The sequence below is a fragment of the Mesorhizobium sp. M1252 genome, assembly GCF_040318265.1.
GTDB lineage: Bacteria > Pseudomonadota > Alphaproteobacteria > Rhizobiales > Rhizobiaceae > Mesorhizobium.
Genome location: NZ_JAMYLX010000016.1, coordinates 54,415 through 69,609, shown reverse-complemented (window position 1 = coordinate 69,609; position 15,195 = coordinate 54,415). Strand labels below are relative to the sequence as shown.

The window sequence follows — 15,195 nt, the reverse complement described above, 5'->3', positions numbered from 1 at the left end:
TAGGGCGTTAGAGCAGGGCAAAGGATATCAGCCATGTCGAAGCCCCAGAACCCCGTGCAAATGGCCGTGATCGGCGCCGCCCACGGCATCAAGGGCGAATTGCGGGTGAAAACCTTCACCGGCGAGCCGCTGGCGCTGGCGGATTATGGCCCGCTCTATGCCAAGGACGGCCGCGCCTTCCAGATCATCGACATAAGGCCGGCAAACACTGTCGTCGTGGTGCGTTTCAAGGGCATTGCCGACCGCAACGCCGCCGAGGCGCTGGCCGGCACGGAGCTGTTCGTCGACCGCTCGATGCTGCCGGACGATGGCGAAGAGGACGAGTTCTACCACGCCGATCTCGTCGGGCTGGAAGTCCGCGACGACACGGATGCGGTTGTCGGCAAGGTGGTCGCGGTACACAATTTCGGCGGCGGCGACATTCTCGATGTCACGCTTGGCGGGCGCAAAGGCGTGCTGATCCCGTTCACGCAGGCCGCCGTGCCGCAGGTGGTGGTTGCCGAAGGTTTTGTCCGTGTCGATCCGGCGGCGGCCGGGCTGGTCGAGGACGAGGATGGCGAGGCGCCGCGCGAAGAAGACTTCGACGCGAAGGGCCGGCCGCGCGGGCCACGCGACGCCGGGGGCAACCGGTGACGTTCAAGGCTTCGGTGCTGACGCTCTATCCCGAGATGTTTCCGGGCGGGCTAGGCCTGTCGCTGGCCGGACGGGCGCTCGAAGTCGGGACATGGTCGCTGGAAGCTATCCAGATCCGCGACTTCGCCAGCGATCGCCATCACACCGTCGACGACACGCCGGCCGGCGGTGGCGCCGGCATGGTGATGCGCGCCGATGTGCTGGCCAAGGCGATCGACCACACCTCGCCGTCCGGCGATCCGCGGCCAAAATTGCTGATGAGCCCGCGCGGCAAGCCGTTGACGCAGGCGCGGGTGCGCGAGCTGGCTGCCGGGCCGGGCGCCGTCATCGTCTGCGGCCGCTTCGAGGGTGTAGACCAGCGATTGATCGAGGCGCGTGGGCTGGAGGAAGTCTCGATCGGCGATTTCATCCTCTCCGGTGGCGAGCCGGCAGCCCTGGTGCTGCTCGATGCCGTGGTCCGGCTGTTGCCCGGTGTGATGGGCAATGCGGTATCAGGCGAGGAAGAAAGTTTTGAGAACGGTCTGCTCGAACATCCGCATTACACGCGACCGCAGGAGTTCGAAGGCAGGCCAATCCCCGACGTGCTGGTTTCCGGCAATCACAAGAAGATCGCCGCCTGGCGCCGCGCAGAGTCCGAGAGGCTGACGAAGGAGCGGCGGCCGGATTTGCTCGCCGCTCAGCCCTTGGCAAAATAGTAGACGGCGAGAAACAGGCCGACGGCGATGACGAAGCCGCGTACTGCGTTTTGCGGCACGCGCTTGGCGATCCAGACGCCGGCATAGCCGCCGAGCGCGCCGCCGGGGATCATGACGATTGCCTGAGGCCAGGCAACAACGCCGCCGGAAACGAAGACCAGTATGGCAACGGCGGCGATGACCACGGCCAGCATGTTCTTCAGCGCGTTCAGCCGGTGATAGTCGCCGGATTGCGTCAGGCCGAGCGTCGCCAGCATCATGACGCCCATGCCGGCGCCGAAGAAGCCGCCATAGATGGCGGTAGCGAACTGCGCCAGCGAACCGGCCAGAGAGCCGACCGTGGCTTCATGCCCAGGCTTCGGCGTTGGTTTCAGCCACGGCCCGGCGGCGAACAAGGCGGTTGCGGCCAGCAGCAGCCACGGCACGAGGGCGCGGAACGACGGATTTGAGAGCGCCAGCAGGATGAGCGCACCAGCCAGCGCGCCCAAAGCCGAGATCAGGCAAAGCAGCAGCGCGCCGCGCCAGAAATGCTTGATGTCGGTCCAGTAAGCCAGCGTCGAGGTGATGTAACCGGGAAACTGCGTTACCGAGGACGTGGCGTTGGCGACGATCGGCGGCAGGCCGGCCAGCGTCATGGCGCCGAAGGTTATGAAGGTGCCGCCGCCGGCAACGGCGTTGACGGCGCCTGACAGAAAACCCGCGAGGAAGAGCAGGACTGCGTCGAAAACAGACATTGTGAGGCCGCCGGACAAGTGTGCTGCTCCCGGATTAGGAAGCTTGAAGGGCCGGCGCAACCCTGCACTGGACGATTGCGTGGTGGCATGCGACCAAAAAAGACAGGGCCAAGGCGTGACAAGTCAGTGAAATAGCTGTATGTGCCCGCCCGTACTGGCGAGAAAAATCTCCCGGACCCGTCAACAATGACGGTGTAGTCGCCCCTGCCCAATGTTTCGAAGACAAGATGTCTCGGGGACAAAGGGCATAGCCGAGCGGTCAATGGAACTGCAAGGCGAGTGTCGGACGCTCTGACTGTCGGAAGAACAAGAAGTGGACTATTGAGATGGATATCATCCGTCAGCTCGAGGCCGAACAGGCCGCCAAGATCGAAGCCAAGCGCAAGCTTCCCGAGTTTCAGCCCGGCGACACCGTGCGCGTCCAGGTCCGCGTGACCGAAGGCACCCGCACCCGCGTCCAGGCCTATGAGGGCGTCGTCATCGCCCGCGCCGGCGCCGGCTTCCAGGAAAATTTCACCGTCCGCAAGATCTCCTACGGCGAAGGCGTCGAGCGCGTTTTCCCGGTCTACTCGCCGATGGTCGAAGGCGTCGAGATCGTGCGCCGCGGCAAGGTGCGCCGCGCCAAGCTCTATTATTTGCGCGACCGTCGCGGCAAGTCGGCCCGTATTTCGGAAAACACCGGCGTGCGCGCCCGCAAGCTGAACGATGAGGAGCGCGACGCGCTGAACGCTGAGAAGGCCCGCATCGAGGCCGAGAAGATCGCCGCCGTGCAGGCGCTGGCAGCCGAGAAGGCCGCGCAGGAAGCCGCCGAGAAGAAGGCCGCCGACGAAGCCGCCAAGGCCGCCGACGAGGCTGCAAAGGCCGCGGAAGCGACCCCGGCCGAATAGATCTCGACCAAGGATTTTGAAAAGGCGGCTTCGGCCGCCTTTTTTCGTTTCACCAGACTGTGAACGATTGCCGGCCGAGAGTTGCGCCACGGCTGTTGACTCGAATTATCTTGTACACTAAATGATCGGATACAAAGCAAATGGAGAACTGACATGGCACTCTACACCACACAGGCTCGCGTCACCGGCGGCCGCGCCGGCCACGGCGAGACCAGCGACGGCCTGCTGAAGGTCGACCTCGCTTTGCCGAAGGAGCTCGGCGGACAGGGTGGCGCCACCAATCCCGAGCAGCTGTTCGCGGTCGGCTATGCCGCCTGCTTCGAAAGCGCCATCCGCTTCGTCGCGCGCAAGCAGAAGCTGCCGCTGGACGATGCGGCGGTGAGCGCCACCGTCAGCCTGCTTCCCAATGGTGAAGGCTTCAAACTTGGTGTCGCACTGGCCGCGGAGACCAAAGGCCTTGATCAGGCGGCGGCGGAAGCGCTTGTATCGGCAGCGCATCAGATTTGCCCCTATTCCAATGCGATCAAAGGCAATATCGAGGTGGCGCTTTCGACCGTGGCGCTTCCGGCAAAGGCAGCATGACGACGAAGACCGAAACCAGGGCCAGCGAAGTCCCGGCGGACACCGCCGGAAGGATCGCCGTTCCGCGCCTCGACCAGCAGCTCTGCTTCGCGCTCTATTCGGCGAGCGGGCTGATGACCAAGCTCTATCGGCCGCTGCTTGACCCGCTCGGCCTGACCTATCCGCAATATTTGGCGATGCTGGCGCTGTGGCAGCATGCGCCGAGCACGGTCGGCGAACTCGGCGAGGCGCTGGGGCTGGATTCGGCGACATTGACGCCTCTGCTCAAGCGGATGGAAGCGGCTGGTCTCGTCACCCGCCGTCGCGATCCGGCCGACGAGCGCCGCGTGCTGGTCGAACCGACTGCCAAGGGCCAGGCGCTGCGCGCCCGCATCAAGGACGTATCCGCAGGCCTTGCCTGCGCCATGCCGCTGGAAGTCGAGGAGCTGAAGTCGCTGCACCGGACCTTGACCGGATTTGTCGCCAAGCTGCGTGAGGCTACGTCACCATCCTGATCCGTCATCTGACGGGTTCCCGTGTCCAGGAGGGGCCTGGTTTGCCGGCGGCGCAATCACGGAATAAATTCCGACCACGGGGCGTTCTAAAACCGCGTTGGTTGAAGGCATTGGAATCCGCTTTCACCGGACGCTGAGCACCGGACCGGCTTGCAAGCCGTCTGCGGACGGCTAAAGTCGCGCCTGGATTTTCATGCGAGCCCGGCTGCAAGCGGGCTTCTCATCCTGGAGCGTGTCATGACCAAATCGAAGCTGCTGCTGGCCGCCCTCGCGGCCTGTTTCCTCGCGCCCGTCGCTGCATGGGCGGCCGATGCGCTGCCCGATCTCGGCGGCAAGAAGGTCGTGGTGGTGACGGAAAACGCCTATCCGCCGCTGCAGTTCATCGACGCCAAGACCGGCAAGCAGATCGGCTGGGAGTATGACGCGATGGACGAAATCGCCAAGCGGCTGAACTTCAAGGTGGAGTACCAGAACACCTCCTGGGACGCGATGATCCAGGCGGTTTCCGACAACCAGTACAACATTGGCATGACCGGCATCACCATCAAGGACGACCGAAAGGAGAAGGTCGATTTCTCCGACCCCTATATGCGTTCGGAGCAGTTCATGCTGGTGCGCGCCGATGAAAGCCGCTTCACCGACGCCAAGACCTTCGCCGCCTTCAAGGACGGGTTGATCGGCGCGCAGGCCGGAACGACGCCGTTCTACACCGCCGTCTACAGCGTGCTCGACGGCAATGAGCAGAACCCGCGCATCAAGCAGTTCGAGACCTTCGGCGCTTCGGTGCAGGCACTGAAATCCGGCGACGTCGATGTCGTCCTGACCGACGGCACCGCCGGCAAAGGCTATGTCGATGCCTCCGGCGGCAAGCTCAAGCTGATCGGCGGCCCGCTCGGCACCGAGGAGTTTGGCTTCATCTTCCCGAAGGGCTCGGACCTGGTGAAGCCGGTCAACGCGGCGATCGCGGCGCTGAAGGCCGACGGCACGATCGAGGCGCTGAACAAGAAGTGGTTTCTCGACTACAAGATGGGGCAGTAGGCCGTCTTGGCGCGACGGCCGCTGACCCCCCTTGCGGGGGAGATGCCCGGCAGGGCAGAGGGGGGTGTGAAGGATCGCCTCCCTTTTGTTTTGAGCTTTTCCAAAGAGGCCAAAGGTTGTGACTGTAACCGTTTGACAGGTTGGAGGGACAGCACCCCCCTCTGTCCTGCCGGACATCTCCCCCGCAAGGGGGGAGATCGGCAGATCTTGCGAGCGCAGCTGTTCACCAGCGTTGGGCATTGATGCTCGCCTCAACCCCAAAATCCGATTTCCCCTGGTGGCTTGCCGCCGCGATCGCGCTCGCCGTCGTCGCTGCGCTCTCCATTGCCGCCAGCGATCTCTACGCCCAGGTTTTTGCCACCGTCGCCAAAGGCATCGGCATCACCATTCTTGTCACCGTGGTCGCCTTCGCGCTGGCTTCCGCCGTCGGGCTCGGCATTGCGCTGATGGGGTTGTCGGGGTCGCGTTGGCTCAAGCAGATCGCTCGTTTCTATGTCGAGATCATCCGCGGCGTGCCGATCCTGGTGCTGTTGTTCTGGATCGCCTTCGCCGGCGCGCCGGCCTTCGTGGCTGCGTGGAATGCGCTGACCGCGCCGCTGCAAAACGCCGGCTATCTCGGCGAGCTTTTGGTGCGCGACGTGTCGCTGTTGTGGCGTGCAATCATGGCGCTGACCATCGGTTATTCCGCCTTCATCTCCGAGGTTTTTCGCGCGGGCATCCAGTCGGTCGAGAAAGGCCAGATCGAGGCTGCCAAGGCGCTCGGGCTGACGCGCACGCAGCGCTTCCGGCTGATCGTCTTCCCACAGGCGATCCGCACCATCCTGCCGCCGCTCGGCAATGACTTCGTCGCCATGGTCAAGGATTCCTCGCTGGTCTCGGTGCTCGGCGTCGCCGACATCACGCAGATGGGCAAGATCTACGCCGCCGGCTCGTTCCGCTTCTTCGAGACCTATTCGATCGTCGCCTATATCTATCTCATCCTCACCGTCAGCCTGTCGCTGGCGCTGCGGGGGCTGGAGCAACGACTGCGGCGGGCGCAGCAGGAATAGAAGTCCGACGCGGGCACGGCTACGATCGCGGAGGACAGGATTCCGGAGGATGCAGGCGATGACGATCGACAAGGCCAATGCGGCGCTGGGCACCGTCTATTCGGCCGACAGGCCGGAAGGGCTGGCCAAGGCCTATGCGGACTGGGCCGCGACCTATGACAGCGAAACCGCTTCGCTAGGCTATCTGCTGCCGTTCCTGATCACCGCCTGGGTGGCGCGCCATGTGCAGGTGGGCGAAGGACCGCTGCTCGACGCCGGCTGCGGCACCGGCCTGTCGGGCCCGTCATTGAAGGCGCTGGGTTATCACGACATTGCCGGGCTCGACCTCTCCGACGACATGCTGAAGATCGCCGGCAGCCGCAATGCCTATGGCGATCTGAAGCAGGCAATGCTCGGCGGGCCGCTGCCCTGGCCAGACGGGCATTTCCGCGCCTTCTTCTCGACTGGCGTGTTCACCATCAGCCATGCGCCGGCGTCCGGCCTGCACGAGCTTGTCCGCATCACCAGAAAAGGCGGCCACGCCATCTTCACCGTGCGCGACCAGGTGTTTGACAGCGGCGGCTTCCAGGCCGTGTTCGACGGGCTGGAGCGGGCCGGGAAATGGCGGCCGGCCGAGCAAAGCCCATGGTTCCGCTGCTATGCGATCGCCGAGCCGGACGCGCTGGTGAAGACTTTTGTGTTCGAGGTGCTTTGAGCGCCGCCCTCTTCGCCTTCTCTCACAAGGGGAGAAGCGAAAACACGCCGCAATTGCCGAAAAGCCAAAACATTGGTATGAGCCACGCCATGGAAGAGCTTTTTGGCGATCCGGCCTATAAGGGTTTCGTGCTGCAGGACAGAAAACGCCTGCCGTCGCGTTTCTCTTCGCGCATTTCCGGCGCGCTCACCAGCCGACTTAGCTAAGCCGCTTTCGCCGGGCCGAAGGCTTAGGCGCGTCTGCCCCTCCCCTTTTTTGCAAATCGACGGATTTACGCACATGAGCGCACCGCGCACCCTCTACGACAAGATATTCGACGACCACGTCGTCGACCGCCAGGATGATGGCACCTGTCTGCTCTACATCGACCGCCATCTCGTCCATGAAGTGACCAGCCCGCAGGCCTTCGAAGGTCTGCGCATGACCGGCAGAAAAGTCCGGCATCCGGAAAAGACGCTGGCCGTGGTCGATCATAATGTCTCGACCTCGCCGGAGCGCAAATTCGGCATCAAGAACGAGGAAAGCCGCATCCAGGTCGAGGCCTTGGCCAAGAACGCTAGGGATTTCGGTGTCGAATATTACTCCGAGAACGATATCCGCCAAGGCATCGTCCACATCATCGGGCCGGAGCAGGGCTTCACGCTGCCTGGCATGACGATCGTCTGCGGCGACAGCCACACCTCGACGCATGGCGCCTTCGGCGCACTGGCGCATGGCATCGGCACCTCCGAGGTCGAGCATGTGCTGGCGACGCAGACGCTGATCCAGCGGAAGGCCAAGAACATGCTGGTGCGTGTCGATGGCCAGTTGCCGGAAGGCGTCACCGCCAAGGACATTATCCTCGCCATCATCGGCGAGATCGGCACCGCCGGCGGCACCGGCTATGTCATCGAATATGCCGGTGAGGCGATCCGCGCGCTGTCGATGGAAGGCCGCATGACGATCTGCAACATGTCGATCGAGGGCGGCGCGCGCGCCGGCCTGATCGCGGCCGACGAAATCACCTTCGCCTATGTCAAGGGCAAGCCGCGCGCGCCGAAGGGCGCGTCGTGGGACGCCGCGCTCGAATACTGGAAGACGCTGCAGTCCGACGAGGGCGCGCATTTCGACAAGGTGATCGTGCTCGACGCGGCCAAGCTGCCGCCGATCGTCTCCTGGGGTTCCTCGCCCGAGGACGTCGTTTCGGTGCAGGGCGTCGTTCCCAATCCGGAAGAGATCACGGACGAGAACAAGCGGACGTCAAAGATCCGCGCGCTCGACTATATGGGGCTGACGCCGGGCACGAAGATCACCGACATCACGCTCGACCGCGTCTTCATCGGCTCCTGCACCAATGGCCGCATCGAGGATCTGCGTGCGGTGGCCAAGGTGGTCGAAGGCAAGACGGTGAGTGCGCATGTCGATGCGATGATCGTGCCGGGCTCCGGTCTGGTCAAGGAACAGGCGGAGGCCGAGGGTCTCGACAAGATCTTCATTGCCGCCGGTTTCGACTGGCGCGAGCCGGGCTGCTCGATGTGCCTGGCCATGAACGACGACCGGCTGAAGCCGCATGAGCGCTGCGCCTCGACCTCGAACCGCAATTTCGAAGGCCGGCAGGGCTTCAAGGGCCGCACCCATCTGGTATCGCCGGCCATGGCGGCGGCGGCGGCGATCGCCGGCCATTTCGTCGACATCCGCGACTGGAAATAGCGCAGACTGGTTCAAGCCTGATCTGAGCGTATGCAAAACCCCGAACGGCAAAACCGTTCGGGGTTTTGTTTAAAGCGCGCCGCTCTAAGACCCTTGGGGTATTATGCCCTAGCCGGCACGCCGGATGATTTCATGAAATTCCTCCCGGCTGCCGGGTTCGTCGGCCGCGACCACCAGCGCCAGTTCGCGCTCGTCGAAGATCTTGAACCACTCGTCCCATTCGACCAGCTCGTAGCCGCCTGCGTTGACCGGGCGTTCAGGCTGATCCTGGTCCTGATAGGCGTGCTGGCCGAAGACGAGCCTCAGCAACGGCTGCGTTCCGGTTTCGGGCGATACATCGACGATCGCCGGAAATCCGGCGCGCCCTGCGGCCCATGAGCGAATTGCTTCGTGATCGGTCAGCGTGATCGTGTCGGCCATGAACAACTTCTCCTTGATTGCTGTCAGGAAACGCCGGCCTCAGGTCCCGGTTCCGTGCACCAGCTTCATGAGTGGCGACTTGCATATTCGTCCCGGCTTAACCGCTTGTTGGGGCTTGCGCTCTAAGGTCTTCCCGGACGTCAAGCGGGAAGTCACCGTCCTTTGGACACCGGCCTGTTCATAGCGCTGCTCAATCCGACGATCGCGCTGGCGCTCGGCGCGGCGTTCCTCGTGCTATGGTTCTATCAGCGCCACCGGCCCTATCTGGCTGTGCTCGGCACGAGCTATTGCGTGTCCGCGCCCGGCTTCCTGCTGCAGTATTTCACGCTGCCCGGCGGCATGGTGCTGACCAAGCTGGTCTCCAACCTCTGCTTCACGCTCGCCGCCTGCTGCCTCGTCGGTGCGATCATCTCGCGCTACGGCAGGCGCGTGCCCTATATCGCGATCGGCATTCTGGCGGCTGGCGGGATGGTCGCATTCTGCTGGTTCCTGTTCGTCCAGCCGGACTTAACTTGGCGCATCCTGTCGATCAATTTCGGCTTTGGCGGCCTCAGCCTGCTGGTCGCCGCCGAGCTGCGCGCCGTGCGCAAGAACGGCCCGACGGAAAAAATCCTGTTCGTACTGTCGCTGCTGTCCGGGCTGAACTTCATCGGCCGCACGCTGCTCGTCGTCATCTCGCACGGGCCGTTCACCAGCTATGACGGGTTTTATGGCTCGTCCTACTGGACGACGGCGCTTTTGACGCACGCGCTGCTGTCGTTGCTGATCGCGCTCTGCCTGTTCTCGGCAGCTGCGCTCGACGTGATGAAGGCGCTGAAGACCGAGACGCACACCGATCCGCTGTCTGGCCTGCTCAAGGCTTCGTGATCGGTCAGCGTGATCGTGTCGGCCATGAACAACTTCTCCTTGATTGCTGTCAGGAAACGCCGGCCTCAGGTCCCGGTTCCGTGCACCAGCTTCATGAGTGGCGACTTGCATATTCGTCCCGGCTTAACCGCTTGTTGGGGCTTGCGCTCTAAGGTCTTCCCGGACGTCAAGCGGGAAGTCACCGTCCTTTGGACACCGGCCTGTTCATAGCGCTGCTCAATCCGACGATCGCGCTGGCGCTCGGCGCGGCGTTCCTCGTGCTATGGTTCTATCAGCGCCACCGGCCCTATCTGGCTGTGCTCGGCACGAGCTATTGCGTGTCCGCGCCCGGCTTCCTGCTGCAGTATTTCACGCTGCCCGGCGGCATGGTGCTGACCAAGCTGGTCTCCAACCTCTGCTTCACGCTCGCCGCCTGCTGCCTCGTCGGTGCGATCATCTCGCGCTACGGCAGGCGCGTGCCCTATATCGCGATCGGCATTCTGGCGGCTGGCGGGATGGTCGCATTCTGCTGGTTCCTGTTCGTCCAGCCGGACTTAACTTGGCGCATCCTGTCGATCAATTTCGGCTTTGGCGGCCTCAGCCTGCTGGTCGCCGCCGAGCTGCGCGCCGTGCGCAAGAACGGCCCGACGGAAAAAATCCTGTTCGTACTGTCGCTGCTGTCCGGGCTGAACTTCATCGGCCGCACGCTGCTCGTCGTCATCTCGCACGGGCCGTTCACCAGCTATGACGGGTTTTATGGCTCGTCCTACTGGACGACGGCGCTTTTGACGCACGCGCTGCTGTCGTTGCTGATCGCGCTCTGCCTGTTCTCGGCAGCTGCGCTCGACGTGATGAAGGCGCTGAAGACCGAGACGCACACCGATCCGCTGTCTGGCCTGCTCAACCGCAGGGGTTTCGAGGAGCGCGCCTTGCTGGTGCTGCAGCATTGCGCTGTTACCAAGGTGCCGGTCGCGCTGGTGCTGGCCGATCTCGATCACTTCAAGGCGCTCAACGACAAATACGGACATGCCGCGGGCGACCAGGTGATCGCCGACTTCGCCGCCAAGCTTCGCGCGGCCGCCGGCACGCGTGCGGTTGCCGGCCGCATCGGCGGCGAGGAGTTCGCCGTGCTTCTGTCGCTGAGCGATCTTGCCACGGCGCGGCTGTTTGCCGAAGCCGTGCGCACGCACTATTCGGCCGGCAGTATCGACGGGTTGCCGCCGGGCACCAGGGTGACCGCGAGCTTCGGCGTCGCGGCGCGCACCGGCGACGAAGGGCTGGAGCCGCTGATGCGGCGCGCCGACGAAGCGCTCTACAAGGCCAAGAAGAACGGCCGCGACAGTGTGCGATTGTCCTATGAGCGGGCGGAAACGGTGTTCATCCCGGATACAGGCAGCGTCGGTTAGCGTCTCGCTTAAACGGCCTCTCGGCCGTGCCGGATCATCAGCGGCAAGGGCTGAGGTTGGGCATTTCGCCATCGGAGAGGCCGTACATATAGGAGCGGCCCTTCACGAACACTGGCGGCTGGTAGCAGCCACGCCTGGAGATGTGATCCGCCTCGTCTTCATAAAGGACTTCCGGTTCCGCTTCCGGCTGCCCGGCGCTGGTGTAGTCGGACAATTTCTTGGCCAGCCTGCCTTTCCTTGGCCGACAATGATGCGCTTGTAGCCGGCGGCGCTGTCGATGACGAGATTGCCCAGGGAATCGGCATAGACGCGGTCATGATGGCGCGACCAGGCCATTGCCGGGGCGGCGAAGCCGAGACTGGCTGTCGCCAGCACAAGCGCCGCAAGGCGCGCTCTTCCTGAATTCGAAAGCATGGTGTCCTCTCTGCTGTGGACCCGATCGAATCTGAAATTAACCTTTTCTTAACCTTTGTTAAGAGGGCAGGCGCATCCGGCGGCGATCTCTCGCCAAACATGGTTAATATCCGACGGGATGGAAAACCCGGGCGTCATCATTCGGCCATGCTTGCCCGCACCATCGGCCGCGACGCACACAACTACGCTGACGTCGGGTGAGCTTGATCTTGGTGGAACATCGCGGCTAGTTAGCCGCGCAGGAGGACAGCATATGGCGTTACGCCGGACGTTTCGGGTGACGCTGTTGTCGATCCCCTTGCTGACTGCCGCAGCCTGCGTGCCGCAGAACGGCGCGCCGACGGCGGTGAATACCGTACCACCCACTGTCGCGCCCGCGCCGGCTCAGCAGTCCGCCCCACCTGTGGCGCCCCCGGCTTCCGCAACGGCTCCTGCAGCACCTGCCGCACCGCCAGCCAAGATTGTCACCGACCTTACGGCCCCGCGGTCTGCTGTCGGCACGGCGACTTACAGATGCGGCAATGGCGGTGTGATCACCATCCAGAACCTCGGCACGGCGCTGCGCGTTGTCAGGCCAGACGGCACGACCGAGGAGTTTGCCGCATCACCCGCCAACCAGTCCAGCCGCTACCAGGAAGCGGCGTCGCATGACGCAATCGTGATCGACGCGCGCGAGGCGCTGGTGATGAAGAGGGGCTCGACACCACAGACCTGCAAACGATAGCCTGGCGTCGATTGCAAAGGAAATGCCGCACTGCAGCGAACGGTGCGCCGGCTTTCGACGGTGGCCAAATCGATTGAAGCGAAACAGCAGCCTTTTGTCAGACTAAATGACGTTTTCAAAACGATTTTCCGGCTTTGACGCGGTGCAAAAAGAGCATTAGAAACCGGCTGTCTGAAGTCATATATCGAGGCGGTAAGTGCCGCTTTCCACCGCGGCTCCGGACATCGAACTGGGGCAGCCATGAGCAAATCACCAGCCACCCGAACCGCCAGACGTGAACGGCCGCTCTCGCCGCACCTGACGATTTACCGCCCACCGATCACCATGACGATGTCAATCATTCATCGCATCACTGGCGGGGCGCTGTATTTCGGCACGCTGCTGGTCGCCGCGTGGCTGATGGCGGCGGCGAGTTCGCAAGGCGCTTTCGATTGGATCAACTGGGCCTTCGGCACCTGGCTCGGCCGGCTCATCCTGTTCGGCTACACCTGGGCGCTGATGCACCACATGCTGGGCGGCGTGCGCCATCTCGTCTGGGACACCGGCGCCGGGCTGGAGAAACACACGGCATCGAAGATCGCCTGGGCGACGCTCGCCGGTTCCATCCTGCTCACGCTGCTGATCTGGGTCGCCGGCTACATGGCGCGGGGAACCTTGTGATGAGCGGCACGAACAACAACGATATGCGCACGCCGCTGGCCAAGGTCCGCGGTCTGGGCTCGGCCCGCGAAGGCACCGGGCATTTCTGGCGACAGCGGCTGACGGCCATTGCCAACATCCCGCTGATACTGTTCTTCGTCGGGTTCCTGATCGCGCTCAATGGCGCCGGCTTCGCCGAGGTGCGGGCGGCGCTCGCCAGTCCGTTCGTGGCGCTGGTGTTGGCGCTGGTGCTCGTTTCCGGTCTCACCCATATGCGTGTCGGCATGCAGGTCATTATCGAGGATTACGTGCATGCCGAAGGCATGAAGCTGGCGCTGATCGCACTCAGCACGTTTTTCACCATAGCGGTCGGCGTCGCCTCGATCTTCGCCCTGCTCAAACTGGCATTCGGAGGCTGATTTGGCCAAGGACGCGAAATCGGCCACCGGCTATACCTTTGTCGACCACAAGTTCGACGTGGTGGTCGTCGGCGCCGGCGGCGCCGGCCTGCGCGCCACGCTCGGCATGGCCGAGCAGGGCCTGCGCACGGCCTGCATCACCAAAGTGTTCCCGACCCGCTCGCACACGGTGGCGGCACAAGGCGGCATTGCCGCGTCGCTGTCCAACATGGGTCCGGACTCCTGGCAGTGGCACATGTACGACACCGTCAAGGGTTCGGACTGGCTGGGCGACGTCGACGCCATGGAATATCTGGTGCGCGAGGCACCGGCGGCGGTCTACGAGCTCGAGCATTACGGCGTGCCGTTCTCGCGCACCGAAGAGGGCAAGATCTACCAGCGGCCGTTCGGCGGACACATGATGAATTATGGCGACGGCCCGCCGGTGCAGCGCACCTGTGCTGCCGCCGACCGCACCGGTCACGCCATCCTGCACACGCTCTACGGCCAGTCGCTGAAGAACAATGCACAGTTCTTCATCGAGTATTTTGCGCTCGACCTGATCATGGAACCGGACGGCACCTGCACCGGCGTCGTCGCCTGGAACCTCGACGACGGCACCATCCATCGCTTCTCCGCCAAGATGGTGGTGCTGGCGACCGGCGGATATGGCCGCGCCTATTTCTCGGCGACGTCGGCGCACACCTGTACAGGCGACGGCGGCGGCATGGCGGCACGGGCCGGCTTCCCGTTGCAGGATATGGAGTTCGTGCAGTTTCATCCGACCGGCATCTACGGCGCCGGCTGCCTGATCACCGAAGGCGCGCGCGGCGAGGGCGGCTATCTCGTCAATTCCGAGGGCGAGCGCTTCATGGAGCGCTACGCGCCGTCGGCCAAGGACCTGGCCTCGCGCGACGTCGTCTCGCGTTGCATGACGCTGGAGATCCGCGAAGGCCGCGGGGTCGGCAAGAACAAGGACCATATCTTCCTGCATCTCGACCATCTCGATCCGGCCGTGCTGCATGAGCGGCTGCCGGGCATTTCGGAATCGGCCAGGATTTTCGCCGGCGTCGACCTGACCAAGGAGCCGATCCCCGTGCTGCCGACGGTGCACTACAATATGGGCGGCGTGCCGACCAATTACTGGGGCGAGGTGCTGAACCCGACTGTCGAGAATCCTGACCGGGTGTCACCCGGGCTGATGGCGGTCGGCGAGGCCGGCTGTGCCTCGGTGCACGGCGCCAATCGGCTGGGCTCGAATTCGCTGATCGATCTGGTGGTGTTCGGCCGCGCCGCGGCAATCCGCGCCGGCCAGGTCATCGACCGCAATTCGGCGATCCCTTCGCCCAACGAAGCCTCGGTCGAAAAGATCATGGATCGCTTCGACCGGCTGCGCCACGCCAATGGGTCGACGCCAACCGCTGTTCTGCGTGAGAAAATGCAGAAGGCGATGCAGGAAGACGCCGCCGTGTTCCGCACACAGGAGTCGCTCGAAAACGGCTGCAAGCGCATTTCGCAGATATGGACCGAGCTCAAGGACCTGAAAGTCTCCGACCGCTCGATGATCTGGAATTCCGACCTGGTCGAGACGCTGGAGCTGGAAAATCTGATGGCCAACGCCATCACCACGGTCTACGGCGCCGAGGCGCGCAAGGAGAGCCGCGGCGCGCATGCGCGCGAAGATTTCTCGGCCCGCGACGACACTGTCTGGCGTAAGCATACGCTGGCCCGGCTAAGCGAGGACGGCCAGGTGAGCCTCAGCTATCGTCCGGTGCACACCGAACCGTTGGTGGCGGAAAAGGACGGCGGCATCAGCCTCGCCAAGATCGCGCCCAAGGCCAGGGTGTACTGAC

Annotated in this window: 16 protein-coding genes and 2 pseudogenes; 15 read left to right on the top strand and 3 right to left on the bottom strand. The window is 63.7% G+C overall.

Annotation, left to right across the window (positions count from 1 at the left end; all coding sequences use genetic code 11):
* Positions 1-33 precede the first annotated feature (33 nt).
* Both rimM and trmD read left to right on the top strand, forming a co-directional pair.
* Positions 34-633, top strand: a complete 600-nt coding sequence (gene rimM, locus NKH22_RS25955) for a ribosome maturation factor RimM (protein WP_023814767.1) — start codon at positions 34-36, stop codon at positions 631-633.
* Positions 630-1,328: a tRNA (guanosine(37)-N1)-methyltransferase TrmD gene (gene trmD / locus NKH22_RS25950; RefSeq protein ID WP_023670527.1), complete on the top strand. Its 699-nt coding sequence runs from the start codon at positions 630-632 to the stop codon at positions 1,326-1,328. Before rimM ends, trmD begins: the two co-directional genes overlap by 4 nt.
* Here the strand turns inward: trmD and NKH22_RS25945 are convergent.
* The gene (locus NKH22_RS25945; RefSeq protein WP_023683874.1) at positions 1,310-2,062 is read right to left on the bottom strand and encodes a sulfite exporter TauE/SafE family protein; all 753 of its coding nucleotides are present in this window, start codon (positions 2,060-2,062) and stop codon (positions 1,310-1,312) included. The two genes, trmD and NKH22_RS25945, sit on opposite strands and share 19 nt — an antisense overlap.
* A gap of 326 nt (positions 2,063-2,388) precedes the next feature.
* Between NKH22_RS25945 and rplS the strand changes: the two genes are divergently transcribed.
* From rplS to leuC, 7 genes are all read left to right on the top strand, one after another.
* Positions 2,389-2,949 (top strand): 50S ribosomal protein L19, encoded by a 561-nt coding sequence (gene rplS, locus NKH22_RS25940; RefSeq protein WP_023670525.1) that lies wholly within the window; start codon positions 2,389-2,391, stop codon positions 2,947-2,949.
* 153 nt (positions 2,950-3,102) lie between these two features.
* Positions 3,103-3,531: an organic hydroperoxide resistance protein gene (locus NKH22_RS25935; RefSeq protein WP_023694503.1), complete on the top strand. Its 429-nt coding sequence runs from the start codon at positions 3,103-3,105 to the stop codon at positions 3,529-3,531.
* Positions 3,528-4,025, top strand: coding sequence for a MarR family winged helix-turn-helix transcriptional regulator (locus tag NKH22_RS25930; RefSeq protein ID WP_023683877.1), 498 nt, complete (start codon positions 3,528-3,530; stop codon positions 4,023-4,025). Before NKH22_RS25935 ends, NKH22_RS25930 begins: the two co-directional genes overlap by 4 nt.
* A 237-nt stretch (positions 4,026-4,262) precedes the next feature.
* Positions 4,263-5,063 carry a transporter substrate-binding domain-containing protein gene (locus NKH22_RS25925; RefSeq protein WP_023694502.1) on the top strand — a complete coding sequence of 267 codons (801 nt, stop codon included), beginning with the start codon at positions 4,263-4,265 and terminating at the stop codon, positions 5,061-5,063.
* A gap of 242 nt (positions 5,064-5,305) precedes the next feature.
* Positions 5,306-6,112 carry an amino acid ABC transporter permease gene (locus tag NKH22_RS25920; RefSeq protein ID WP_023694501.1) on the top strand — a complete coding sequence of 269 codons (807 nt, stop codon included), beginning with the start codon at positions 5,306-5,308 and terminating at the stop codon, positions 6,110-6,112.
* 58 nt (positions 6,113-6,170) lie between these two features.
* Entirely contained in the window at positions 6,171-6,806 is a 636-nt protein-coding gene (locus NKH22_RS25915) for a class I SAM-dependent DNA methyltransferase (RefSeq protein WP_023807688.1), read from the top strand.
* Positions 6,807-7,085: 279 nt separating this feature from the next.
* Positions 7,086-8,495, top strand: a complete 1,410-nt coding sequence (leuC, locus tag NKH22_RS25910) for a 3-isopropylmalate dehydratase large subunit (RefSeq protein WP_023694499.1) — start codon at positions 7,086-7,088, stop codon at positions 8,493-8,495.
* A gap of 108 nt (positions 8,496-8,603) precedes the next feature.
* Here leuC and NKH22_RS25905 read toward each other — a convergent pair whose 3' ends face one another.
* On the bottom strand, positions 8,604-8,915 hold the full coding sequence (locus tag NKH22_RS25905; protein WP_023670517.1) for a hypothetical protein: 312 nt from the start codon (positions 8,913-8,915) through the stop codon (positions 8,604-8,606).
* A 162-nt stretch (positions 8,916-9,077) separates the two neighbouring features.
* Here NKH22_RS25905 and NKH22_RS25900 point away from each other — a divergent pair.
* Together NKH22_RS25900 and NKH22_RS25895 are read left to right on the top strand one after the other, a co-directional pair.
* Positions 9,078-9,770 (top strand): annotated as a pseudogene (locus NKH22_RS25900) (GGDEF domain-containing protein); the annotation flags it as partial.
* Positions 9,771-9,970: 200 nt separating this feature from the next.
* A complete protein-coding gene (locus tag NKH22_RS25895; RefSeq protein WP_023694498.1) occupies positions 9,971-11,167 on the top strand; it encodes a GGDEF domain-containing protein in 1,197 nt (398 codons plus the stop codon).
* 37 nt (positions 11,168-11,204) lie between these two features.
* On the opposite strand, the pseudogene NKH22_RS25890 reads toward NKH22_RS25895, so the two are convergent.
* Positions 11,205-11,581, bottom strand: a pseudogene (locus NKH22_RS25890) (hypothetical protein).
* Between the two features lie 253 nt (positions 11,582-11,834).
* Between NKH22_RS25890 and NKH22_RS25885 the strand changes: the two are divergent.
* The 4 genes from NKH22_RS25885 (at position 11,835) to sdhA (ending at position 15,194) form a co-directional block, all read left to right on the top strand.
* The gene (locus NKH22_RS25885; RefSeq protein WP_023736777.1) at positions 11,835-12,305 is read left to right on the top strand and encodes a hypothetical protein; all 471 of its coding nucleotides are present in this window, start codon (positions 11,835-11,837) and stop codon (positions 12,303-12,305) included.
* 240 nt (positions 12,306-12,545) lie between these two features.
* On the top strand, positions 12,546-12,965 hold the full coding sequence (sdhC, locus tag NKH22_RS25880) for a succinate dehydrogenase, cytochrome b556 subunit (protein WP_023683884.1): 420 nt from the start codon (positions 12,546-12,548) through the stop codon (positions 12,963-12,965).
* Positions 12,965-13,363 carry a succinate dehydrogenase, hydrophobic membrane anchor protein gene (sdhD, locus tag NKH22_RS25875; protein WP_023683885.1) on the top strand — a complete coding sequence of 133 codons (399 nt, stop codon included), beginning with the start codon at positions 12,965-12,967 and terminating at the stop codon, positions 13,361-13,363. The genes sdhC and sdhD overlap by 1 nt, the downstream gene beginning before the upstream one ends.
* Position 13,364: 1 nt before the next feature.
* Entirely contained in the window at positions 13,365-15,194 is a 1,830-nt protein-coding gene (sdhA, locus tag NKH22_RS25870) for a succinate dehydrogenase flavoprotein subunit (RefSeq protein WP_023752701.1), read from the top strand.
* Position 15,195: the final 1 nt, after the last annotated feature.